This window comes from Micromonospora sp. NPDC005299, assembly GCF_042872345.1.
In the GTDB taxonomy this organism is placed as follows: Bacteria; Actinomycetota; Actinomycetes; order Mycobacteriales; family Micromonosporaceae; genus Micromonospora.
In genome coordinates this window covers 477,418-498,375 of sequence record NZ_JBIAKG010000003.1, presented here as the reverse complement: position 1 = coordinate 498,375, position 20,958 = coordinate 477,418, and the positions used below count along the sequence as shown (strand labels likewise).

The 20,958-nt window shown below is 73.8% G+C and carries 21 protein-coding genes and 1 pseudogene; 14 read left to right on the top strand and 8 right to left on the bottom strand.

Annotation, left to right across the window (positions count from 1 at the left end; genetic code table 11):
• Window positions 1-54: 54 nt before the first annotated feature.
• Both ACFYPD_RS11795 and ACFYPD_RS11790 read right to left on the bottom strand, forming a co-directional pair.
• Entirely contained in the window at window positions 55-843 is a 789-nt protein-coding gene (locus tag ACFYPD_RS11795; protein WP_387111736.1) for an MBL fold metallo-hydrolase, read from the bottom strand.
• A complete protein-coding gene (locus tag ACFYPD_RS11790) occupies window positions 833-5,392 on the bottom strand; it encodes an HAD-IC family P-type ATPase (RefSeq protein WP_387111734.1) in 4,560 nt (1,519 codons plus the stop codon). Before ACFYPD_RS11790 ends, ACFYPD_RS11795 begins: the two co-directional genes overlap by 11 nt.
• 220 nt (window positions 5,393-5,612) lie before the next feature.
• Between ACFYPD_RS11790 and ACFYPD_RS11785 the strand changes: the two genes are divergently transcribed.
• The 7 genes from ACFYPD_RS11785 (at window position 5,613) to ACFYPD_RS11755 (ending at window position 10,783) form a co-directional block, all read left to right on the top strand.
• Entirely contained in the window at window positions 5,613-5,873 is a 261-nt protein-coding gene (locus ACFYPD_RS11785; protein WP_387111731.1) for a hypothetical protein, read from the top strand.
• 55 nt (window positions 5,874-5,928) lie between these two features.
• On the top strand, window positions 5,929-7,311 hold the full coding sequence (locus tag ACFYPD_RS11780) for an MFS transporter (protein WP_387111730.1): 1,383 nt from the start codon (window positions 5,929-5,931) through the stop codon (window positions 7,309-7,311).
• 118 nt (window positions 7,312-7,429) lie between these two features.
• Window positions 7,430-8,209: an SDR family oxidoreductase gene (locus tag ACFYPD_RS11775; RefSeq protein ID WP_387111727.1), complete on the top strand. Its 780-nt coding sequence runs from the start codon at window positions 7,430-7,432 to the stop codon at window positions 8,207-8,209.
• Between the two features lie 37 nt (window positions 8,210-8,246).
• Window positions 8,247-8,441 (top strand): hypothetical protein, encoded by a 195-nt coding sequence (locus tag ACFYPD_RS11770; protein ID WP_262284969.1) that lies wholly within the window; start codon window positions 8,247-8,249, stop codon window positions 8,439-8,441.
• A gap of 82 nt (window positions 8,442-8,523) precedes the next feature.
• Window positions 8,524-9,072 carry a YbaK/EbsC family protein gene (locus tag ACFYPD_RS11765; protein ID WP_387112369.1) on the top strand — a complete coding sequence of 183 codons (549 nt, stop codon included), beginning with the start codon at window positions 8,524-8,526 and terminating at the stop codon, window positions 9,070-9,072.
• A 170-nt stretch (window positions 9,073-9,242) separates the two neighbouring features.
• Complete coding sequence (locus tag ACFYPD_RS11760; protein WP_387111725.1) at window positions 9,243-9,740, top strand: SigE family RNA polymerase sigma factor; 498 nt, start codon at window positions 9,243-9,245, stop codon at window positions 9,738-9,740.
• 68 nt (window positions 9,741-9,808) lie between these two features.
• A complete protein-coding gene (locus tag ACFYPD_RS11755; RefSeq protein WP_387111723.1) occupies window positions 9,809-10,783 on the top strand; it encodes a hypothetical protein in 975 nt (324 codons plus the stop codon).
• A 69-nt stretch (window positions 10,784-10,852) separates the two neighbouring features.
• On the opposite strand, the gene ACFYPD_RS11750 is transcribed toward ACFYPD_RS11755, so the two are convergent.
• The 4 genes from ACFYPD_RS11750 to ACFYPD_RS11735 all read right to left on the bottom strand — a co-directional run bounded on the left by ACFYPD_RS11750 (window position 10,853) and on the right by ACFYPD_RS11735 (window position 14,245).
• Entirely contained in the window at window positions 10,853-11,485 is a 633-nt protein-coding gene (locus ACFYPD_RS11750) for a DsbA family protein (RefSeq protein ID WP_387111720.1), read from the bottom strand.
• Window positions 11,486-11,505: 20 nt separating this feature from the next.
• Window positions 11,506-11,931, bottom strand: coding sequence for a SufE family protein (locus tag ACFYPD_RS11745; protein ID WP_387111718.1), 426 nt, complete (start codon window positions 11,929-11,931; stop codon window positions 11,506-11,508).
• Between the two features lie 69 nt (window positions 11,932-12,000).
• On the bottom strand, window positions 12,001-12,420 hold the full coding sequence (locus ACFYPD_RS11740) for a CBS domain-containing protein (protein ID WP_387111715.1): 420 nt from the start codon (window positions 12,418-12,420) through the stop codon (window positions 12,001-12,003).
• Between the two features lie 55 nt (window positions 12,421-12,475).
• On the bottom strand, window positions 12,476-14,245 hold the full coding sequence (locus ACFYPD_RS11735) for a proline--tRNA ligase (RefSeq protein ID WP_387111713.1): 1,770 nt from the start codon (window positions 14,243-14,245) through the stop codon (window positions 12,476-12,478).
• A gap of 72 nt (window positions 14,246-14,317) precedes the next feature.
• Here ACFYPD_RS11735 and ACFYPD_RS11730 point away from each other — a divergent pair, with 72 nt between their 5' ends.
• The 3 genes from ACFYPD_RS11730 (at window position 14,318) to ACFYPD_RS11720 (ending at window position 16,411) form a co-directional block, all read left to right on the top strand.
• Window positions 14,318-14,692 carry a VOC family protein gene (locus tag ACFYPD_RS11730; protein ID WP_387111710.1) on the top strand — a complete coding sequence of 125 codons (375 nt, stop codon included), beginning with the start codon at window positions 14,318-14,320 and terminating at the stop codon, window positions 14,690-14,692.
• Window positions 14,693-14,819: 127 nt separating this feature from the next.
• Complete coding sequence (locus tag ACFYPD_RS11725; RefSeq protein WP_387111707.1) at window positions 14,820-15,152, top strand: YciI family protein; 333 nt, start codon at window positions 14,820-14,822, stop codon at window positions 15,150-15,152.
• The gene (locus ACFYPD_RS11720; RefSeq protein WP_387111705.1) at window positions 15,149-16,411 is read left to right on the top strand and encodes an RNA polymerase sigma factor; all 1,263 of its coding nucleotides are present in this window, start codon (window positions 15,149-15,151) and stop codon (window positions 16,409-16,411) included. Before ACFYPD_RS11725 ends, ACFYPD_RS11720 begins: the two co-directional genes overlap by 4 nt.
• A 57-nt stretch (window positions 16,412-16,468) precedes the next feature.
• Here ACFYPD_RS11720 and ACFYPD_RS11715 read toward each other — a convergent pair whose 3' ends face one another.
• Both ACFYPD_RS11715 and ACFYPD_RS11710 read right to left on the bottom strand, forming a co-directional pair.
• Window positions 16,469-16,651, bottom strand: a complete 183-nt coding sequence (locus ACFYPD_RS11715) for a DUF397 domain-containing protein (protein WP_387111703.1) — start codon at window positions 16,649-16,651, stop codon at window positions 16,469-16,471.
• Window positions 16,642-17,445, bottom strand: coding sequence for a helix-turn-helix transcriptional regulator (locus ACFYPD_RS11710; protein WP_387111701.1), 804 nt, complete (start codon window positions 17,443-17,445; stop codon window positions 16,642-16,644). Before ACFYPD_RS11710 ends, ACFYPD_RS11715 begins: the two co-directional genes overlap by 10 nt.
• A 223-nt stretch (window positions 17,446-17,668) precedes the next feature.
• Here ACFYPD_RS11710 and ACFYPD_RS11705 point away from each other — a divergent pair.
• From ACFYPD_RS11705 to ACFYPD_RS11690, 4 genes and pseudogenes are all read left to right on the top strand, one after another.
• Window positions 17,669-17,994, top strand: a pseudogene (locus ACFYPD_RS11705) (hypothetical protein).
• A gap of 85 nt (window positions 17,995-18,079) precedes the next feature.
• Window positions 18,080-18,610, top strand: a complete 531-nt coding sequence (locus tag ACFYPD_RS11700; protein ID WP_387111698.1) for a SigE family RNA polymerase sigma factor — start codon at window positions 18,080-18,082, stop codon at window positions 18,608-18,610.
• Window positions 18,607-19,734 carry a hypothetical protein gene (locus ACFYPD_RS11695; protein ID WP_387111695.1) on the top strand — a complete coding sequence of 376 codons (1,128 nt, stop codon included), beginning with the start codon at window positions 18,607-18,609 and terminating at the stop codon, window positions 19,732-19,734. The genes ACFYPD_RS11700 and ACFYPD_RS11695 overlap by 4 nt, the downstream gene beginning before the upstream one ends.
• A gap of 180 nt (window positions 19,735-19,914) precedes the next feature.
• Entirely contained in the window at window positions 19,915-20,931 is a 1,017-nt protein-coding gene (locus tag ACFYPD_RS11690) for a hypothetical protein (protein ID WP_387111692.1), read from the top strand.
• Window positions 20,932-20,958 lie beyond the last annotated feature (27 nt).

The window sequence follows — 20,958 nt, the reverse complement described above, 5'->3', positions numbered from 1 at the left end:
AGTCCGCCGTTTCGCCGCCCCTCCGGCCCGCGTCGGGTGGGGCGGCGAACCACGTCAGGGGGTCAGCGGCACGGTTTCGCCCCGGTGGATGGTGCGGACCTGCCGGACGAAGCCCCGGCGCCGAGCCTCCTCGACGAAGTGCCGCAGCGGGGAGCGGAACACCGGGTAGTCGTCGTAGTGGATCGGCACGGTGAGCCGGGGCCGGATCAACTCCACCACGTCGGCGCCCTGCCGCGCGTCCATGGTGAGCAGGATGCCCGCGACCCGGGTGCCGCCGAGGTGGATCAGCATGGCGTCGATGTCCGGGAATCGTTCGGGGATCTGCGCGAGCTGCGGGCGGCGCAGCGTGTCGCCGGTGACGTAGAGCCGGAAGCGGCGCGCGCCGGCGTGTTCCAGGTCGACCAGGGTGCCCATCACGTCGGGCATCAGCCGGTCCACCGCTCCGGGCCCGTGCTGGCCGGGCAGCGCGGTCAGCCGCAGCGTCTCGTCCCCGCGGTGCAGCTCGTACGAGCGCCAGGTGGGCAGCCCCTCCGCCGCCCGGAACCCCCAGCGGCGCAGCTTCCGTTCCGCCTGGGGTGTGGTGAGGATCGGCAGGGCCGGGTCCAGCCCGCGCCGGGCCACCCGGTCGAAGTGGTCGCCGTGCAGGTGGGACAGGACCACCGCGTCCAGCGTGGGCAGCTCGGGAATGGTCAGCGCCGGGTCGGTGCTCCGCTTCGACCACAGCCCCTTGCCCAGGTAGGCCCGCTGGCCCCGGTGCAGGAAGTTCGGGTCGGTGAGCAGGGTGAACCCGCCGATCCGCAACAGGGTCGTCGCCGTACCGACGAAGGTCACCTCAGGCGTCATGCTCCTCGCCGTACCCCTGATCGGCCCCGGCATGCGGGTGGGAGTCGCGTTGGGGTAGGCGGTCGACCAGCCGGGTCAGCGCGCCGTTGGCGAAGGTGGCCCCGAGCGCGGAACCGGCGGCGATGCTCCAGCCCACCGGGCCGAGCGGGGTGCAGCCGAAGAACTGGCTGACCCCCGGGGTCTGCACCACGGCGACCAGGGCGCCGATCGAGGCGGCGGTGGAGGCCAGCACGGCGGGGCTGGTGCCGCCGGCCAGCACGGTCTGGCCGAGCTGGGTGCCGACCAGCGAGGCGAGCGCGACCGTGCCGGCCCGGCGCTCCCGGCCGGTCCACCGGGCGAGCGTCCAGCCGGCGGTCGCGCCCAGCGTAGTGGCGCCGGCCCGAAGCGCGATCTCCCGGGTCAGCGTCTCGCCGAGCGACGTGTCGGGGCCCTCCCGCAGCAGGTGGTCGGCCCCGTCGGAGGCGGGTGGACGGACAGCGATGGCCAGGGCCGGCGCGAGGTCGGTGAGCAGGTTGACCAGGAGCAGTTGCCGGCCGGTGAGCGCCGACCGGCCGGTGGCGGCGGCGGTCAGCACGCTGAACGCGATCTCGCCGAGGTTGCCGCCGACCAGGATGCTCAGCGCGTGGCGGACCGACGACCACATGGCCCGCCCCTCCACGAGGGTGGCGATGATCGTCTCCAGCCGGTCGTCGGTCACCACCAGGTCGGCCGCGGCGCGCGCCGCCGGGGTGCCGCGCTGGCCGAGCGCGATGCCCACGTCGGCGAGGCGGATGGCCGGCGCGTCGTTGGCGCCGTCGCCGGTCATCGCCACCGTCCGGCCCCGGTGTTGCAACGCCTGGATGATCCGCACCTTGTGCGCCGGCGTGCAGCGGGCCACCACGTCGGTGGCCATGAGCCGTTCCGCGAGGGCCTCGTCGTCGAGCCGGTCCAGCTCGGTGGCGGTGACCACCCGCTGCTCCCCGTGGTCGGGGCTGATGGTGGCGGCGATCGCCTCGGCGGTGGCCGGGTGGTCTCCGGTGATCATCACGGTGTGAACGCCGGCCTGCCGGATCCGGCGCACCGCGGGCGCGGCGCTGTCCCGCACCCCGTCGGCGAGGGCCAGGAAGCCGACGAAGACCAGCCCGTCGACCTGCTCGTCGGTCACCGACTCGGCCCCGACCCGGCACTCGGCCACGGCCAGGATGCGGTGCCCGGCCCCGGCCCGCTCGGCGAGCATCGCGTGCAGCGCGTCCCGGCCGGCCCGGTCCAGCGGCGTGTCGCCCCCGGCGGTCCGCCGGGCCGCGCAGCGGGGCAGCACGGACTCGGGCGCGCCCTTCACGCTGAGCAGCAGGCCGTCGGCGGTGCGGCCGACGGTGGCGTGGTAGCCCCGGGACGGCTCGAACGGCAGCCCGCCCACCGCGCTCCAGTCCGGCGCGCCGGTCTGCTCCACGACGCCGGCGCTGCTCGCGCCGCGCCGTACCGCGCGGTCGGTCTGGGGCAGCTCGTCCGGGTCGGCCGCTGCGGGGGTGGCCCGCAGCGCCGCGGCCAGGGTCAGCCGCAGCGGCCCGTCCAGCCGGTCCGGCGGGGCGTACCGGTCGTCGTCGCCACCCACCCCGGCCAGCAGCAGCTTCCCCTCGGTGAGGGTGCCGGTCTTGTCGAAGCAGAGCACGTCGACCCGGCCCAGCGCCTCGATGGTGCGTGGGTTGCGCACCAACGCGCCGTGCTCAGCCAGCCGCCGGGCCGCCGCCAGCTGCGCGGCGCTGACCAGGAACGGCAGCCCCTCGGGCACCGAGGCCACGGCCAGGTTCGCGGCGGTCGCCGCCGTCTCCACCAGGGGTACGCCCCGGAGCAGCCCCGCCCCGGCCACCGCGACGGCCGAGCCGGCGGCCAGCGGCAGGGCCGCGCTGGTCAGCTTCCCGAGCCGGCTCTCCACTCCGCTGGCCGGGGGCGCCTGCCGGGCCAGGGCGAGGGTGCGTCCCGCCTCGGTCTCCTCACCGGTGGCCACCACCACGGCGGTGCCGTGGCCGGCGGCGACCGTGGTGCCCTCGTAGAGCATCGAGTGCCGCTCGGCGACCGCGGCGGCCACCACCGGCTCGGCGCTCTTGCCCACCGGCAGCGATTCGCCGGTCAGGGACGACTCGTCGGCCTCCAGCCCGTCGCTGGTCAGCACCCGGCAGTCGGCCGGGACGGCGTCGCCGGACCCCAGCGCGACCACGTCCCCGGCAACCAGCTCCTCGGCGGCCACCACCCGCTCCGCGCCGTCGCGGAGCACCCGGGCGGTCACCGCCGAGCGGGACAGCAGCTCGGCCAGAGACCGCTCGGTGTTGCGCTGGTGCACCGCGCCGATCAGCGCCGAGCCGCCCACCACGCCGCCGACCAGGGCGGCGTCGACCAGCGAACCGAACGTGGCGGAGAGCACCGCCCCGGCGGCGAGCACCGGAGTGAGCGGGTTCGACAGCTCTTCCACGAACGCGCGGAGCAGCCCGGGCGGGCCGTGCCCGTCCCCGGTCACGGCGCGCCGGCGATGGGCCGCCTCCTCGCCGGTCAACCCCTCGGGGCGGGCGCCGAGCTGGTCGAGGACGGTCTCCACCGGCATGAGATGCCAGGCGGTGAGCGCGGGCACCGGCGTACGGGTCCGGTCCGGCAGTCGCTGGGCTCGCCAGACGCCGTGCGCGAAGGCGAGGGCGGCGGCCCCGTTCACGGCGGAGAGGGCCCGGCCGGGCAGCCGCTCCCGGTCGGCGGTGAACGCGCCGAGCGCCGCCAGCCCGGTGCCGGCCATCGCGATCCGGATGTTCTGCCTGGTCATCCGCCGGGCCACCCCGGTCGCGTCGATGAGCAGGGCGGGAATCCGCAGGTCGTCGCCGACGAGCAGGTGCGCGCCCCAGGGCGGCAGGTCCTCCGGGGCGGAGACGCCCAGCCCGCAGTCGGCGGCGCCGAGCGCGGCCCGGTCGCCGGAGACCACCAGCAGCGCCGCGCCCTCGCGTTGCAGGTCGCGGACCGAGTCGGCGAGCCGGGCGCCGCCGGGCACGAGGGCGTCGGCGAAGTCGTACCGGCCGTCGTCGTCGCCGGCGACCACGAGCCGCAGGCCGGCGTGGCGGGTGGCGGTCGCCAGGGCGTCCACCCCGGGCACGGGCTCCGGCTCGACCCGCAGCACGGCGGCGAGCCGGCCGCCCTGGGCCAGGCCGAGCAGCCGGCCGCCGTCCGCGCGTAGCCGGCTGCTGTCCGGGGTGTCCCCGGGGTCCTCGGCGTCCATCCGGTCCAGCGGGCCGAGCCGCCAGCCGTCGCCGTTCCGGACGGCGTCCGGGGCGGCCGGGTCGAACAGGGCGAACGCCCGGGCGGCCACCTGGCCGGTGTCGGCGCCGGGCAGCGGCGCCAGGTCGGACAGCACGCCCCGGTCGGTGCCGAGCACCGCGGCGTCCAGCAGCACCGTGTCGAGCCGGTCCAGCTCGCGCAGCACGCTGCGGTCCATGGCGATCACGCCGCGCCGGGCGAGCATCCGGCCGAGTTGGGCGGCGTACCCCTCGCGGCCGCTGCCCGGTGCCTTGGGCAGCGACGACAGGGCCAGCGCGGCGGCCCGCTTCCCGCCGACCACCGGCACCGCCGCCGCCCCGGCGGCCGCGCCGGCCGCCAGCATCCGGCTCACGTAGCGCTCGGCCGGCCCGTCCGGGACCGGGCAGGGCCGCTCGCCGTCCGGCACCCGGGCGACCGCGCGGTCCGGCTCGCCGGTCAGCCTCGGCTCGGCCTTCGCCCAGGCGGCGAGCTGGGCCCGCGCCTCGCCCCACTGCACCACCCGCTGCGCGCCGTCGAGCACGATGCCGGTCCAGCCGCCGGTGAGCCCCTGGACCACCGCCTCGACGAGCGGGAAGAGCACTTCGGCGCGGGGGTCGGCCCGCAGGCCACGGTCGGCGAGCGCGTGCAGCTTCGGGTGCAGGTCGACCGCGGCGAGAAAGCCGGCCACCTCGCCGGGAACCGGGGCGAACGGCAGGATCCGGGTGGCCGCCGAGATGGTCAGGCCGAGCGCGTCGGAGGCCAGCGCGCCCAGGGTGCGGGGGGTGCGCGGCCCCTCCTCGGGCGGATGCGGCGGCGGGATCTCCGGGTCCGGCTCGTGCGGGCACACCCGCTCGGTCCGCGCCACGGTGGCGATCAGGTCGCGCAGCTTCGGCTTCGGCTCCTCGACCGCCACGACCACCCGGCCCGACGGCGCGTTGACCCGGGCCCAGGCCACCCCGGGAAGCGCCTCCAGCGCCGCCTCGACCTGCCGGGCCAGCCGGTCCCCGCCGTCCTGGCAGACGCCGTGCACCTCGATGTGGTGCCGGCCGGCGCGGGACCAGACCCGGCGCCGGGTCAGCCCGGCCAGGCGGGCCAGCCGGGTCGCCGCGGCGCCCACGCTCCCCGCCGCCTCGGCGACGCTGTCCGGCACGGCGTTCCTGGCCGTTCCCGGCAGGGCAGACCCGACGGTACGGGCGGTGTCCGGCACGGCGGTGGCGACGGTGCGCGCGACCCGGGCCACCGCGTCGGGCACGGTGGCCGGCGACAGAAGGAGGCCGGCGACTCGGCCCAGTGAGGTCATCGAGGCGTACGGCCGGCCTGCCGGCCCCGCTCCCCGGTGCTCCCGTCGTCGTACGCCATCTCGCCTCCCGCACCTCGTCCCGGCGAGCCCGACTTCCCGGCCCGGCGTCCGTTATGCCCCTGTGCCGGGGGAAGTTTCCGCACTGCCCGGGGCATGGACGGGGAGGCCGGTGGAATGCCGCTCCGAGATCGACCTCGTCATCGGAACCGGGGAGGCGCGGATGAGCACGCTGACACGCAACCTCAGCGGGTCGCGGGAAATGATGAAGACGTACTGCCGGCGGGTGGAGATCCCGATGCTGGGCGAGGTGGCGGTGCCCCCGCCCGACAAGCTGACCTACTACGCGGGGCTGGGCGTGCTCGCCGCACTCCAGGTCATCGAGTGGCCGCTGGCCCTGGTGATCACCGCCGGGCACCTCCTGGCCGACCAGCACTACTCGGGACTGGTGAAAGGGGTAGGTGAGGCGCTGGAGTCGGCCTGACGAGACGGGGCTCACCGTTGACCTCAACCCCGGTTGAGGTCCGAGGCTGGAGCCCATGTCGACCGTCACGGCCGTACCGCCGGCCCCGCCCGCACACCTCTGGTCGCCGCGGCTGCGGGCGATGACCGTGGGCAGCGTCGCCCTGGTGTCGCTGCTCGCCTTCGAAGCCCTCGCGGTGGGCACCGCCATGCCGACGGTCGCCCGCACCCTGGACGGGCTCGGCCTGTACGCGCTCGCCTTCGGCGGCCCGTTCGCCTCCGGCGTGGTCGCCATGGTCGCCTCCGGCATCTGGTGCGACGCCCGGGGGCCACGCCCGGCCATGTGGCACGGCGTGGCCTGGTTCGTGGCGGGCCTGGTGGTGGCGGGCGCCGCGCCCACCATGGAGGTACTGGTCGTCGGGCGGGTCGTGCAGGGCTTCGGCTCCGGGCTGCTCTCCGTGGCGCTCTACGTGATCGTCGGGCAGGCGTACCCGGAGGAGTTGCGGCGGCGGGTGTTCGCCGCGTTCGCCGCGGCCTGGGTGGTTCCGTCGCTGGTCGGTCCGGCGCTGGCCGGGCTGATCGTCGAGCACCTGGGCTGGCGCTGGGTGTTCCTCGCGGTGCCGGCGGTGGCGGTGCCGGCGGTGCTGCTGGTCCAGCCGGGGCTGCGGGCGTTGGGCGCGGCCGTGCCGACCCGCCCGCCGGCCGGTGCGCTGGCCCGGATCGCCTGGGCCTGCGGGGCGGGGGCGAGCGCCGCACTGCTGCACTACGGGGGGCAGCAGCGCGGCGCGCTCGCCGCCGGGCTGATCGGCGCGGCGCTGGTCGGGCTGCTGGTCTGCGTACCGCGGCTGCTGCCGGCGGGGTTTCTGCGGGCCGCGCGGGGGCTGCCGACCGTGATCGGCCTGCGCGGCCTGGCCTCGGCGGCGTTCGCCGGGGCGGAGGTGGTGATCCCGCTGATGCTGTCCCGGGAGCGGGGCTTCTCGCCGACCGCGGCCGGGCTGGTGTTGACCGTCGGCGCGCTCTCCTGGTCGGTGGGTTCCTGGATCCAGGGCCGGATCGCCGCGCCACGGTCGGCCGCCACCCTGCCCCGGGTCGGGCTGACCTGCATCGCCGTCGGCACGGCCGGCGTCGCGGTGGCCCTCCTGCCGGCCGTGCCGGTGGCGTTCGCGGTGCTCGCCTGGGCGGTCGCCGGCCTCGGCATGGGACTGCTCTACCCGTCCCTGTCGGTGCTCACCCTGGACCTGTCCGCCCCGGCCGAGCAGGGCCGGAACAGCTCGGCGCTGCAACTGGGCGACTCGCTCTCCGCCGCCACGGTCCTGGCGCTGACCGGGGCCGTGCTGGCCGCCGGCTCGGTGCCGGGCCCGGCGAGCTACGCGACGACGCTGGCCGTGGCCGCCGGCTGCGGACTGCTCGGGGTTCTGCTCGCCGGCCGCGTGGTGCGCCGCGCGGCCGCGACCGCCTGACCACCGGATCCGCCCGGGCCGACCGGCCGAGGGCCGCAGGATCGGGGGTACGAGGGCCCGGGCGTCACGATCCGGCCCGCCGGCCCGTCCGGTGGACGGACGCGGGAGAGGAGCCACGATGCGGGTGCTGGTGACCGGGGCGAGTGGACGGCTCGGGCGGGTGGCGCTGCCCCGGCTGCGCGACGAGGGGCACGTCGCCCGCGCGGTGAGCCGGCGGCCCCGGAGCGAAGCCGGCGTGGAGTGGGTGGCGGCCGACCTGGCCACCGGTGAGGGGCTGGCCGCGGCGGTCGACGGGGTGGAGGCGGTGCTGCACCTGGCCTCCTCGCCGAACCGGCGAACCCACGAGATCGACGTGCTGGGCACCCGCCGGCTGGTGCTGGCCGCCGGGCACGCCGGGGTGGGCCACCTGGTCTACGTCTCGATCGTCGGCGTCGACCGGGTGCCGCTCGGCTACTACCGGCACAAGCTCGCCGCCGAGCAGGTGGTCGCGGCCGGGCCGGTGCCGTGGAGCGTGCTGCGGGCGACCCAGTTTCCGGAGTTCCTGGAGGAGTTGCTGCGGGCCGCGAGCCGGCTCGGCCCGGTGCTCGGTGACCGGGCGGTGCTCGCCCAGCCGGTCGATCCCGGCGAGGTGGCGGGCCGGCTCGCCGCGATGCTGGCCGGCGGTCCGTCGGGGCGGATCGAGGAATTCGGCGGCCCGGAGGTGCTCCGCTACGACGAGGCGGTCCGCGCCTGGCGGGCGGCCCGGCGGTCGCACCGTCCGCTGCTGCCGGTGCGGATCCCGGGGCGGCTCGGCCGGGAGTTGCGTGCCGGCGGGCTCACCACCACCGCCACCCCGACCGGCGCCCGCACCTGGGCCGACCACCTCGCCGACACGTACGGGGGAACCGGCCGGAGATGAAACCTCTTGCGGTTCCGGGCCGCTCTACCGTGGCCGCATGCTGGTCTTCCTCACCACCGTGATCCTGTACGTCTTCGGCTTCGTCTTCCTCTACGGCGTGATCCGGCTCGGGGTCCGGCACGGCATCGAGGACGTGGAGACCCACCGCGCCCAGGCCCTGCGGGCCGAGGAGTTGGCGGCCCACCAGGACCGGACGTTCGCCCGCGAGAACGCCTTCCTCACCGGCAGCTGACCCGTCGCGCCGTTCCGGGATCCGGGCCGGTCGGGACGTCGGTGAGCGGAGCCGCCCGGCGGGTGCGAGGATCGCACCCGTGATGGGGACGCTGAAGACCGAGCCCGCCCGTACCCGCCTGGACCTGCTGGCCGCGCCGGTGGCCGCCGCCATCGAGCGGTGGCCGGACGAGGCTCCGGTGGACGTGGACGACGTGCTGGTCGCCCCGATCGACGCCGAGCTGGCCGACACGGCGGCGTTCTGCGCGGCGTACGAGGTGGGGCTGGACGAGTCGGCCAACTGCGTGGTGGTCGCCGGCAAGCGGGGTGGCGAGACGCGCTACGCGGCCTGCATCGTGCTCGCCACCACCCGGGCCGACGTGAACGGCGTGGTCCGCCGGATGCTCGATGTGCGCAAGGCGAGCTTCGCGCCGATGGCCGAGGCGGTCGAGTTGACCGGGATGGAGTACGGCGGGATCACCCCGATCGGGCTCCCCGAGGACTGGCCGATCCTGGTCGACTCGCGGGTGATCGCCATGCCGCACGTGATCATCGGCTCCGGCGTCCGGCACAGCAAGATCGCGTTGCCCGGGCCGGCGCTCGGCGCGCTGCCCGGGGCAACGGTCGTGGAGGACCTGGCCCGGCCGGCCTAGGCCGTCACCCGCATTTCAGGCCCCGGATCTGCCCCGCAACCAAGGCGGGCCCGGGGCTTGTTCGTGTGCCTCGCCCCGTCGGCTGAGAGTCGGTCGTCGGCGTGGTCATGCAACCTTTTCGCGCCCCGGCCGGTACTACCTCGTGACCGACTGTGCAGGAGGGCGGGCACGTGATCACACCGGAGGGCTTCGACGACTTCGTCGTGACCCGCTCACCACGGCTGTTGCGGACCGCCTTCCTGCTCACGCGCGACTGGGCACTGGCGGAGGACCTGCTGCAGACGGCGCTGGCACGGGCGTGGGAGGCGTGGCGGCGCATCGACGGTGACCCGGAGCCGTACGTGCGTCGGATCATCGTCAATGCGTACGCCTCGTCCTGGCGGCGTCGATGGCGGGGTGAGCTACCCGCGGCCGAGCTTCCCGAGGCGGTCGTCGAGGCTGACCCGCACGCCGGCTTCGACGACCGGGACCGCCTCTGGCGGGCGTTGGGCCGCCTGCCCCGCCGGCAGCGCGCCGTTCTCGTGTTGCGCTATTTCGAGGACCTCTCGGAGGTCGAGATCGCCGAGGTCCTGGGCTGTTCCGTCGGCACGGTCAAGAGTCAGGCCAGCCGGGCCGTGGCCAAGCTCCGCCTCGACCAGACGCTGGCGCCGGAAGGGGTGCTGGGATGAATCTGACCGACCTCAAGCAGGTGCTCGACGAGCGCTCCGACGACTCGGCGGACCAGCGCGTGCACCACATGCGGCTGCAGGGCGTACATACCAAGGTGGTGGCGCGGCGGCGGCGCCGGATCGCGGCCTGGATTACCTGCGCGGTGATCGCCCTGGCTGGCATCGCCGTGGCCGCCGTCGTGCCCGGGCTCCGCACGGACGCCACCCCCACCCCGGCGGACAGTCCGTCGCCGATCCGCACCGTCGAAGGGTTTCCGGAGTACGCCAAGGGCGCACGAGTCGTGGCTGCGGATTCCGCCGCGTTGTCGGAGCGTCGCATCGAGCTGACCATCGTGCCCACCACGCTCGATATCGTCATCTTCAGCCGCTGCGACGGCACCGGAGACACTGTCAAGCTCGATGAGCGGCTCAGCGTCAACGGCCACTTCCTCGTCGGCGGGAGCTGCGGCGGGTCGACTCGACCGACGAGCTGGGCCGGGCTCGACGTGGCGGTGGGCAGGTCCGCCACGTTCGTCCTGACAATCTCGGCAGCCAAGCGGTTCGACGGGACGGACATGGTCCCGGTGGCGATCCCGGACAGCGGCACGTTCGGGCTCGCCCTCGGTGTACGGATCCCGTTCGACCAGTACCCGCTGCCGCCCCGGCCATCAGGACCACTCGCCCCGTCGCCCCAGCCGCTCATGGCCGGCTGCACGGAGGAACTCTGCCCGGACGCCGCTACCGTCCGATCGGATCCCGCCGACCCCAGGCGTCCGATCACGCGGACCCTGACCTGGAAGACGACCGACTCGATCCAGATGGTCGCCCAGACGCCGGGGCTCCTCCACGTCCGCGTCAACGGCGTAGAGGTCACGACCGGCGAGTGGTGGGATTACCAGATGAGCGTGGTCGGCATGTACGGCGACAAGGACGGCGCGTGGAAGCGCGACTTCGGGCTCGACCTGAAGCCCGGCGACGCAGCGACCATCGAAATCGTGCCCGAGCACGTCACCGGGGCCTGGCAGGTCGTCTTCTCGCCGACCGGAGCGGGTGTGGGTGGCTAGTCCCGTCACCAGCGTTGGTGCCGCTACCTCATCGGTGGAACATCGCTCGATCTTGTTCCACGTGAAACATCACGCGGACGCCTCGCGCTGTGCCACCTCGTGGAGGGCGGCGAGCAGGGTCTCCGGCTCCTGGGCGCCGGTCACGGCGTACTTCCCGGCGAGCACGAACGTCGGCACGCTGGAGACGCCGAGCTGGTGCGCGGCGCTCAGGTCGGCGGCCACCTCCCGGCGACCGAGGTTCGACTCCAGGTAGTCCCGGGCCTCGGTCTCGTCCAGGCCGACCTCGGCGGCCAGCTTGACCAGCGCGTCGGTCGACCCGACGTCGATCCCGTCCTGGAAGTGCGCCCGGTAGAGCCGCTCGACCAGCTCGGCGGCCCGGCCCCGCTCGGTGGCGAACCGGACCAGCCGGTGCGCCTCGAAGGTGTTCGCGGCCACCGCCCGGTCGAAGTGCATGTCGATCCCGGCGCCCTTGGCGACCTGGGTGACGTGGGTGGCCATGCCCTCGGCCTTGTCCCGGCCGCCGAACTTCGCGCCCAGCGCCTCGATGAGCGGCTTCGGCTCGGTCACCGGCGTCGGGTCGAGCTGGAACGGCCGGAACCGGACGCTCACCTCGCCGTCGTACCGCTCCAGGGCCTGCTCCAGGCGGCGCTTGCCGATCCAGCACCAGGGGCAGACGACGTCGGCGTAGATCTCGATCTCCATGACCAGCGACAACCAGTCGATCAGGAGATCTGTTCCCGAACCTGGCGCTTCAGCCGAGCCAGGATGGCCGTGCCGCCGCGGATCCGCAGCGGGCTGATCGCCTGGGCCAGGCCCATCCGCTGGTAGAGGTCGTCCGGCACGGCCAGCACATCCTCGGCGCTCGCCCCGGCCAGCCCCTCGGCGAGGATGCCGGCGAACGCCCGAGTGGTCGGCGCCTCCGGCGGACAGTCGAAGACGGTGCTCACCGTCCTGTCCGGGTTGACCTCGGCGCGTAGGAAGAACGCGGTCTGGCACTCCGGGACCTGCTCCAGGTCGTCCCGGTCCACGCCCTCGGGCAGCGGCGGGATCACGTCGGAGAACTCCAGCAGCATCTCCAGCACCACGTCCCGTGGGGCGGCGGCGAACTCGTCGACGATCTCGGCCAGCTTGCTCGGCATCTCGGACATGACCGCCAGGCTACCGCCGGTGACCCGGCGCCCTACGGGGTCGGCCGGGAGGGCACCGGGTCGGGCGGATCACACGTTCGGGGCGGCCTCGCTGATGTCGCTCAGCGCGGAGTTCGGGTCGAGCTGCATGGCCAGGTCGCCGAGGGAGACGATGCCGACCAGCTTGCGGTCGCTGTCGCAGACCAGCACCCGCCGGATGTTGCGCTCGCGCATCAGCGCGGCCGCCTCGCCCGCGGTGCAGTGCTGCTCGATCATCACCACCTCGCGGGTGACGATCGCACCGATCGTGGTGGTCCCCGGGTCGGCCCGCTCGGCCACCGCCCGCACCACGATGTCGCGGTCGGTCAGCATGCCGGCGAGGGTGGCCCCGTCGGTGACCACCACATCGCCGATGTCCGACTCCTTCATCACCCTGGCCGCCTCGTCCAGGGGAGTCTCCGCGGGCAGGTAGACCACCTGCTTGGTCATCACGTCGCTGACCCGGTACATGAGAGCCTCCGAAACACCTCGGTCGATCCGTTTGCGGTACCCCGTGGCGCGTCCGCTACACCCCGTCGCGGCGCGTCCCACACGTCTCGTCGAGCAGGCGCTCGACCAGGCCGTCCACCGGCAACTCGATCCGTTCGCCGGAGGCCCGGTCGCGCAGCTCGACGTACCCCTCGGCCAGCCGGCGCCCGACCACGACGGCGCGCGGGATGCCGATCAGCTCGGCGTCGGTGAACTTCACCCCGGCCGAGACGTGGGTGCGGTCGTCGACCAGCACCCGCAGGCCGGCGGCGGAGAGGCGCCCGCCGAGCTCCAGCGCCGCGTCGAGTTGCGGCCCCTTCCCGGCCGCCACCAGGTGTACGTCGCACGGCGCGACCTCGGCCGGCCAGACCAGCCCCCGGTCGTCGTGGTGCTGCTCGGCGACCGACGCGACGGCCCGCGAGACCCCGATGCCGTAGCAGCCCATGGTGGGCCGGACCGGCTTGCCCGCCGGGCCCAGCACGTCGACCGCGAAGGCGTCGGTGAACCGGCGGCCGAGCTGGAAGATGTGCCCCACCTCGATGCCCCGGCGCATGGTCAGCTCGCCGTCGCCGCAGGCCGGGCAGGGGTCGCCCGGGCGCACCTCGGCCGCCTCGATGGTGCCGTCCGGCAGGAAGTCCCGCCCGCACACCACGTCGGTGGCGTGCCGGCCCGGCTCGTTGGCCCCGGTCAGCCAGGTGGTGCCGGTGACCACCCGCGGGTCGACCAGGTAGCGGACGCCGTGCTTGGCGAGGATCTGCGGTCCGAGGTAGCCACGGACCAGCTCCGGATGAGCCGCCCAGTCCTCGAAGACCGCCACGGTGGCCGGGTGCAGCGCCGCCTCGACCCGCTTCAGGTCCACCTCGCGGTCGCCGGGCAGGCCGATCACCAGCAGTTCCGCCCGCTCGGCGCCCGGCCGGCGCACGGCCAGCACCACGTTCTTCAACGTGTCGGCGGCGGTCCAACCGGTCCGGCCGGCCAGCGCGCGGGCGTTGGCCAGCTCGACCAGGGACGCGATGGTTGGCGTCTCTGGCGTGTCGTGCACCTCCGGCGCCGGGTGCGCGTCCGGGTCGCCGGCCGCCGGCGCGCGGGTCACCACGGCCTCGGTGTTGGCCGCGTAGTCGCAGGTGGTGCAGCCGACGTAGGTGTCCTCGCCGACCGGCGTGGCGGCCAGGAACTCCTCCGACGCCGAGCCGCCCATCGCCCCGGACATCGCGTGCACCACGGTGAAGTCCAGCCCGAGCCGGGTGAAGATCCGTTGGTAGGCGTCGCGGTGCCGGTCGTAGGCCTTCTGGAGCCCCGCCTCGTCCAGGTCGAAGGAGTAGGCGTCCTTCATGAGGAACTCGCGCCCGCGCAGCAGGCCGGCCCGGGGCCGGGCCTCGTCCCGGAACTTGGTCTGGATCTGGAACAGCGTCACCGGGAAGTCCCGGTAGGAGCTGAACAGGTCCTTGACCAGCAGCGCGGCCATCTCCTCGTGGGTCGGGGCGAGCAGGTGCTCGGCTCCCTTGCGGTCTTCGAGGGTGAAGATGTCGTCGCCGTACTCCGTCCACCGCCCGCTGGCCCGGTAGGGCTCGGCCGGCAGCAGCGCCGGGAAGTGCACCTCCTGGTCGCCGATCGCCGCCATCTCCGCGCGGACGATCTCGGTGACCCGGTCCAGCACCAGCTTGCCCAGCGGCAGCCAGGTGTAGCCGCCCGGGGCGGCGCGGCGGACGTAGCCGGCGCGGAGCAGGAGCCGGTGGCTCGGCACCTCCGCGTCGGCCGGGTCCTCGCGCAGGGTCCGGAGCAGGAGGGTGGACATGCGCAGCAGCATTGAGGCAGCGTACGGCGGGCAGCGCCGGCGGGCGATCGTATTCGCCGCCGTTTGACGGGGTAGGAGAGGGCGATGGACAAGCGGCCTCGACTGACGATGACGGCGACCGTGCTGGACGCGCCCGACGCACGGGAACTGGCCGCGTTCTACGAACGGCTCCTCGGGTGGTCGCGGGGGGAGGACGAGTCGGACTGGGTCACCCTGGTCGGGCCCGAGGGCGGTGCGGGGCTGTCGTTCCAGACCGAGCCGGCGTACGTGCGGCCGGTCTGGCCCGCGGGCCCCGGCGAGCCGCAGATGATGGCGCACCTCGACATCAAGGTCGACGACCTCGAAGCGGCGTCGGCGTACGCGGTGTCCGTGGGCGCCACGGTGGCGGACTTCCAACCTCAGGACGACGTGCGGGTGCACCTCGATCCGGCCGGACACCCGTTCTGCCTGTACCTCTGAACGTGCGCGGCGGACGAAAATCTCGAAGAAGCCCGGCGGAGGGTGTCGGATCGAGGTAGCGGCGTTCGTAGCAGGGGTGGAAGGGCGGCCCGAGGGGGCGGCCACGCGACGGCAGGAGATGATCCCGATGGCGCAGTACCTGATGTCCGTTCTCGCCGACACGACCGACCTCGCCACCTCGGAGGAGATGGCCGCGATCGACGTCTTCAACGAGCAGCTCCAGGCCGAGGGCCACTGGGTCTTCGCCGGCGGTCTCGGGTCGCCCAGCACGGCCACGGTCGTCGACGGCCGGGACGGGGAGCCGGTGTTCACCGACGGGCCCTACCTGGAGTCGAAGGAGCACATCGCCGGCTTCTGGATCATCGAGGCACCCCACCTCGATGTGGCGCTCCGGCTCGCGGCCCTGGGGTCGAAGCACTGCAACCGGAAGGTCGAGCTCCGGCCGCTCTTTGGCGAATGACCGACCTCGGTGAGGTGATCACCCGGGTGCACCGCGAGGAGTGGGCCCGGGTGGTCGCGACCCTGGCCAGGCGCTTCGGGGACCTCGACATCGCCGAGGAGATGGCCGCCGAGGCGTTCGCGACCGCTGTCGAGCGCTGGCCGGTCGACGGCCTCCCCCCGAGTCCCGGCGCGTGGCTCACCACCACCGCCCACCGCAAGGCCATCGACCGGATCCGGCGCGAGGTCAGGCGCGAGGAGAAGCACCGGGAGGCGCTGATGCTGGCTGACACCCCTGAGCCGCTCGGCGCCATCGACGACGATCGGCTCCGCCTCGTCTTCACCTGCTGCCACCCCGCCCTCGCCATGGAGGCGCGGGTTGCGCTGACGCTGCGGATGGTCGGCGGGCTCACCGTGCCCGAGATCGCCCGCGCGTTCCTGGTCGAGGAGGCCGCCATGGGCCGGCGGATCACCCGCGCGAAGGCGAAGATCAAGGCGGCGAGGATCCCCTATGGCGTGCCGTCACGTGAGGACATCCCGGCCCGGGTCACCGGGGTGCTCGCCGTCCTCTACCTGATCTTCAACGAGGGCTACCTGGCCTCAGACCCCGAGAAGGAGGCGGTCCGCAGCGACCTGACCGCCGAGGCGATCCGGCTGACCCGGCTGATCCGTGCCCTGATGCCGGCGGACGGCGAGGTCGCCGGACTCCTGGCGCTGATGCTCCTGACGGAGGCCCGCCGGGCCGCGCGGGTGTCCGCGAGCGGTGAGCTCGTCACCATCGGCGAGCAGGACCGCGGCGCCTGGGACCGCGAGCTGATCGCCGAGGGCCACGCCCTGGTCCGCGCGCGCCTCGTTTCCGGCCAGGCGCCGGGGCGTTACCAGATCCTCGCTGCGATCAACGCCGTCCATACCGACGCCCGCGACGCCCGTGACACCGACTGGTCGCAGGTCGTCGCGCTCTACGGCCAGTTGGTCCGCCTCGACCCCTCGCCGATCGTGCGGCTCAACCGGGCGATCGCGGTCGCCGAGCTCGACGGCCCGGAGGTCGCCCTGGCGGAGGTGAACGGTCTGCCGCTGGAGGGCTACCACGCCTTCCACGCCACCCGCGCCGACCTGCTGCGCCGGCTGGGCCGGAGCGAGGAGTCGCGGGCGGCGTACGACCGGGCCATCGGGCTGGCCGGCAACACCGCCGAGACGGCCTACCTCATCCGTCGCCGCGACCAACTGGCCGGCCCGTGTACCGCGGGCTCCGGGTCGACACCGAAGGCAGCTTCCGCGTGAGTGAGCACACGGTGCACATCACCGCGTCGCGCTGATCGATCTGCGGGGGTCGTGCCGTCAGGGGCGCTTGGTCTGGGCGATGAAGGCGCGCCAGGTGTCGGGGGTGAAGGTGAGGACCGCGCCGGCCGGGTCCTTGCTGTCGCGGACACCGACCACACCGGGCAGGTTGTCGGCCACCTCGACACACTCGCTCTGCCCGCTACGGGTGGACTTGCGCCAGACAGCGCCGATCAGCTCCATGACGTGATCACATCCTTCATCAGCTCGATCGACTGGCGGCGAGAGAGTGCCTCACTTCGGACGCTCTCCCACCTCGACAGCAGGATAGCCACATCCTCATCGTTGTCGATCACCGTTCCGCCGAGCTGGTTCTCCAGGTAGCCGATCCATCCGCCGTCGCCGCTGCGGGCGAGGGTGAACGGGCCGGTCAGTCCGATGTGCAGGCTGACATCGGCGGGTAGGACGTGCACGCTGACGTGCGAGCGCTCGCTCGACTCGATGAGATGCGCAATCTGCTGGAGCATCAGCCCGCGGAAGCCTTCGTCGGCTCGTCGCAGCACGGCTTCCTCGATCACCGCCACGAACATGGGCGGGTTCGGCTCAGCGAGCACCGCCTGTCGATCCATCCGAACCGCCAGCCGCCTCTCGACCTCGTCCTCGCTGAGCATGTCGTCCGTGCGGATCATCGCGCGGGGGATGTTCTCCGTCTGAAGCAGGCCGGGAACGAGGCTCGGCTGGTAGCAGCGCAACTGCTGCGCCTGGCGTTCCGCTTCCAGCCAGGGGCGGAACCAGCTCGGTTGGCCGTCGCGTTCGGCGAGTTTGAGCAGCGACGTCAGCAGCCCACCGGTGCTCAGCACCTCGTCGGCCCGCTTCAGGAAGAACCGGTCCAGCGGTCGTTGGCCCAGTTCGACCGCGGACACCTGCGATCCGGAGAAGTGGACCAGTTTCCCGAACTCCTCCTGGCTCAGCTCGGCCTTCAGCCGCAGTCGCCGGAGTTGGGCCCGGATCAGCTCGGCGGTCGGCGCGCTCTCCATGCTTCCTCCCCGATTTCCCGGCCGTCTCCCCGGCCTCCCCGGGCAGCGGCAACGGCCGGCCGGACGCTCCCACGATCGGCCTCGGCGGCTTCCGAGCGTAGTGCTGTCCTCAGCAGACTGTCACGCAGCGAGCCGACTCCCGTCCGGCCCGCTGAGGGGCCGGCCCCGAATCCCCCGATCGCCGGGGCCGGCCCCCACCCTCGTACCGGAGAAGGAAGTCGCCGTGAGCCTCCCCGTGCCGCGCCTCGGGCCGTACCCCGATCGGCCCCGCCCCTATCCGCCGGACCACCCGGCGCACCTGCCGCTCCGGCCGCTCTGGGTGTGCCGGGCCTGCGGGTCGCCGTGGCCCTGCGCCAGGCGCGGCTGCTGCTCAAGGTCGAGTACGACGACCACCCGGTCGACCTGGCCGTCTACCTCTCCGGGCTCTATCACGAGGCGACCCACGATCTGTTCCGGCTGAACCCGCACGACGGCCCGACACCCCGTGAGCTGTTCGACCGGTTCGTGGCCTGGGGGCCGTACCGGAGAGGGCTCATTCAGAATCGGTGATCCCGGCCGGCAACCATGGTGTGCCACGGTGACGTCTGGGAGGGCGTCACGATGATGCACCACCTGACCCCAAGGATCGGCTCGTGTGGACCCTCTCCTGAGTGAGTTCGACTCGTTCGTACGAACCCGTACCCCCGCTCTGCTGCGTTCGGCCTACCTGCTGACCGGCGACCAGCACCTGGCCGAGGATCTCGTCCAGTCCGCCCTGGCCAGGACGCACCGCTCGTGGAGCAGGCTGCACGACAGCGGCAACGCCGAGGCGTACACCCGCAAGATCATGTATCACCTGCAGGTCTCCTGGTGGCGGCGCCGCCGGGTGGCCGAGTCGATGCCGGGCGACCTGCCCGAGCCGCGCGGAGGCGACTCAGCTCCCGACCACGCGCAGCAGACCACGCTCCGACTGACCCTCCGGGCCGCGCTGGCGAAGCTCTCCGCCAAGCAGCGGGCCGTGCTGGTGCTGCGGTTCTTCGAGGACCGCACCGAGACCGAGGCCGCCGACCTGCTCGGCGTCACCGTCGGCACCGTCAAGAGCCAGACCTCGAAGGCACTGGCCAAGTTGCGCACCGTCGCCCCGGAACTCGCCCAGCTCTACGTCACGGAAGGAAGCCCCCGATGAACCAGGATCGCCTTCGACTCGACCTGGCCGAGCTGGCCGAGGAGGTCACCCCGGTCGACCTGCGGGATCGGGCCCTGCGTACGTCCCGCCGGCTCGGCATCCAGCGGGCCGTCGCCACCTCGGCCGCCGCCCTGGTGGTGCTGGCCGCCGCGACCGGGACCGCGTTCGCCATCCGGCCGGACGGCCAGGCCCCGGTGCCCGCGCCGGCCGGCCCGTCGGTCACCAGCACCTGGCCCCCGGTCGAGGTCAGCCCGACCCCGGAGGCGTCGGCGAGCGCCGACCCGACCGGAAGCCCCGCACGGCCGCCGGTCGCCCTCGCCGGCACCCGGTACTACCTGGAGACCACGCCCACCAAGGCCCGGATCCACGCCGTCCGGGGCAACTCGGACCAGGTGGTCCACCAGATCGCGTACGCCGCCACCCACGGATGCGAGTGGAACACCCTCACCGTCTCGCCGGACGGCAAGCGGGTGGCCTGGGTGCAGGACAGCACTGACAATGACGCCAGTGGCGTGCTCCTGGCCGGCACCACCGGAGAGCCGGGGGCGATGACGCTGCTGGACGACGTCAACTGCCTCGGCCCCCGGCCGCTGGTCTGGGAGGGCAGCGACCTGCTGATGGTGCAGAGGAAGAGCGGGCAGTCGGTGCTGTTCGACGTGGCGGCCAACAAGCGGGTCAACGGTGACCCGGGCCAGGAGACCGACCGGTGCTGGTCGGCCGATGGCCGCTGGCTGGCCGCGGTGGCGGACGGCAAGCCGTACGTGGCGGATGAGGCGCAGTCGCGGCAGTACACCTACACGCCGCCGAAGGACGAGGCCGCGCACTGGGACGGCTGGCAGGCTCGGAGCGTGTCGATGGACGGCCGGTACGTCTCGGTCGGTTGGGTCGGCACCGACCCGTCGCGCCGGGACGACAGCTTCGCGGTGGTCGACACCACCAGCAGCAAGGTCGTCGACCTGCCGGGCAGCGGCGACATCCGCAGCATCATGTTCACCGCCGACGACCAGGTGATCGTCAGGCGGGCCTCTGGCATCAGCGTGCTGGACAGCAGCTTCACGCCGCTCGGCACGGTCGCCGAGTCCGCCTCGGTGCGCACCATGAGGCTGCTCGCGTACGCCCCCTGAGCCGCCGGCGGTCCGTGACCGGCCCTCAGCACCAGGTGCTGAGGGCCGGTCGTCGTACGTGGACGTCGCCTCGAAAAATCCGCCGGATTCTCCTTCTCCGAAACGGCAACCCTCCCGTCCGAACTCGACGTCTGGGAATGCGTCAACCCGTTGCGCCACCGAATCCGAGGACTCGCCGCCGTGAACGCTTTCACCCCCGCCGCCCGCACCGCTCGTCCCCGCAGCGCCCGGCAGGTCGTCGCGCTCGCGGCCGCCGCCATCGCGACGGTGGGTCTGAGCGCCTGCGCCGGGGGCAGCCCCGAACCGGCCGCCTCCGACACGCCGGCCGCCGTCGTCACCACCGCGGCTCCGGTCGGCAACTCCGACGCGCCGACCGGGCTCACCGGCACCCGCTACTACCTGGGCACGACCGACCAGGAGGCGGTGATCCACGCCGTCCGGGGTGACGTCGACCGGGTGACCGCCCGGATCCCCCTCGGCTCCGGCAACTGCGTCCGCAACACCATCACCATCTCCCCGTACGGCGAGCGGCTGGCCTGGGTGGAGGGCGGTGCCGGGCAGGACGCCGGCACCCTGGTGACGTCGAAGGTCGACGGGTCCGGGAAGCGGACCGTCGAGCGGAAGTCGCCCTTCCGCGGAACGGCCAACTGCCTCGGCAGCAACCCGCTGGTCTGGAACACCAACGACCTGCTGATGGTGCAGCAGGACCGCCAGTCGGTGCTCATCGACGTGGCGGACAACAAGCCGGCCGACGGCGACGCCGGCAACGAGACCCTCAAGTGGTGGTCCGCCGACGGTCGGAGCTGGGCTGCGGTGTCCGAGGGCAAGCCGTACGCCACGGATGGGAGCAGGGCCCACTTCTACCGCTACACGCCCCCGAAGGCCGAGGCCGCGCACTGGGACGGCTGGCGGGTCCGCAGCGTATCGATGGACGGCCGGTACGTCGCCGCCGGTTGGATCGGCACCGACCCGTCCCGCCGGGACGACAGCTTCGCGGTGGTCGACACCACCACCAGCACGGTGGTCGACCTGCCGGGCGAGGGTGACATCCGGAGCATCCTGTTCACCGCCGACGAGAAGGTGCTCGTCCGTCGGGCGAGCGGCATCAGCGTCCTCGACAAGAGCTTCCGGCCTGCCGGCGCCGTCGCGGAGTCGGGCGCCGTGCGTGACCTGACGCTGCTGGCGTACGCGGCCTGAGATCGAGCGGGGGTGGACCACCGACCG

Coding starts and splice junctions, on each gene's coding strand:
- ACFYPD_RS11795 (WP_387111736.1), bottom strand. CDS start 843: ATGACGCCTGAGGTGACCTTCGTCGGTACGGCGACGACCCTGTTGCGG.
- ACFYPD_RS11790 (WP_387111734.1), bottom strand. CDS start 5,392: ATGACCTCACTGGGCCGAGTCGCCGGCCTCCTTCTGTCGCCGGCCACC.
- ACFYPD_RS11785 (WP_387111731.1), top strand. CDS start 5,613: ATGAGCACGCTGACACGCAACCTCAGCGGGTCGCGGGAAATGATGAAG.
- ACFYPD_RS11780 (WP_387111730.1), top strand. CDS start 5,929: ATGTCGACCGTCACGGCCGTACCGCCGGCCCCGCCCGCACACCTCTGG.
- ACFYPD_RS11775 (WP_387111727.1), top strand. CDS start 7,430: ATGCGGGTGCTGGTGACCGGGGCGAGTGGACGGCTCGGGCGGGTGGCG.
- ACFYPD_RS11770 (WP_262284969.1), top strand. CDS start 8,247: ATGCTGGTCTTCCTCACCACCGTGATCCTGTACGTCTTCGGCTTCGTC.
- ACFYPD_RS11765 (WP_387112369.1), top strand. CDS start 8,524: ATGGGGACGCTGAAGACCGAGCCCGCCCGTACCCGCCTGGACCTGCTG.
- ACFYPD_RS11755 (WP_387111723.1), top strand. CDS start 9,809: ATGCGGCTGCAGGGCGTACATACCAAGGTGGTGGCGCGGCGGCGGCGC.
- ACFYPD_RS11750 (WP_387111720.1), bottom strand. CDS start 11,485: ATGGAGATCGAGATCTACGCCGACGTCGTCTGCCCCTGGTGCTGGATC.
- ACFYPD_RS11745 (WP_387111718.1), bottom strand. CDS start 11,931: ATGTCCGAGATGCCGAGCAAGCTGGCCGAGATCGTCGACGAGTTCGCC.
- ACFYPD_RS11740 (WP_387111715.1), bottom strand. CDS start 12,420: ATGTACCGGGTCAGCGACGTGATGACCAAGCAGGTGGTCTACCTGCCC.
- ACFYPD_RS11735 (WP_387111713.1), bottom strand. CDS start 14,245: ATGCTGCTGCGCATGTCCACCCTCCTGCTCCGGACCCTGCGCGAGGAC.
- ACFYPD_RS11730 (WP_387111710.1), top strand. CDS start 14,318: ATGGACAAGCGGCCTCGACTGACGATGACGGCGACCGTGCTGGACGCG.
- ACFYPD_RS11725 (WP_387111707.1), top strand. CDS start 14,820: ATGGCGCAGTACCTGATGTCCGTTCTCGCCGACACGACCGACCTCGCC.
- ACFYPD_RS11720 (WP_387111705.1), top strand. CDS start 15,149: ATGACCGACCTCGGTGAGGTGATCACCCGGGTGCACCGCGAGGAGTGG.
- ACFYPD_RS11715 (WP_387111703.1), bottom strand. CDS start 16,651: ATGGAGCTGATCGGCGCTGTCTGGCGCAAGTCCACCCGTAGCGGGCAG.
- ACFYPD_RS11710 (WP_387111701.1), bottom strand. CDS start 17,445: ATGGAGAGCGCGCCGACCGCCGAGCTGATCCGGGCCCAACTCCGGCGA.
- ACFYPD_RS11695 (WP_387111695.1), top strand. CDS start 18,607: ATGAACCAGGATCGCCTTCGACTCGACCTGGCCGAGCTGGCCGAGGAG.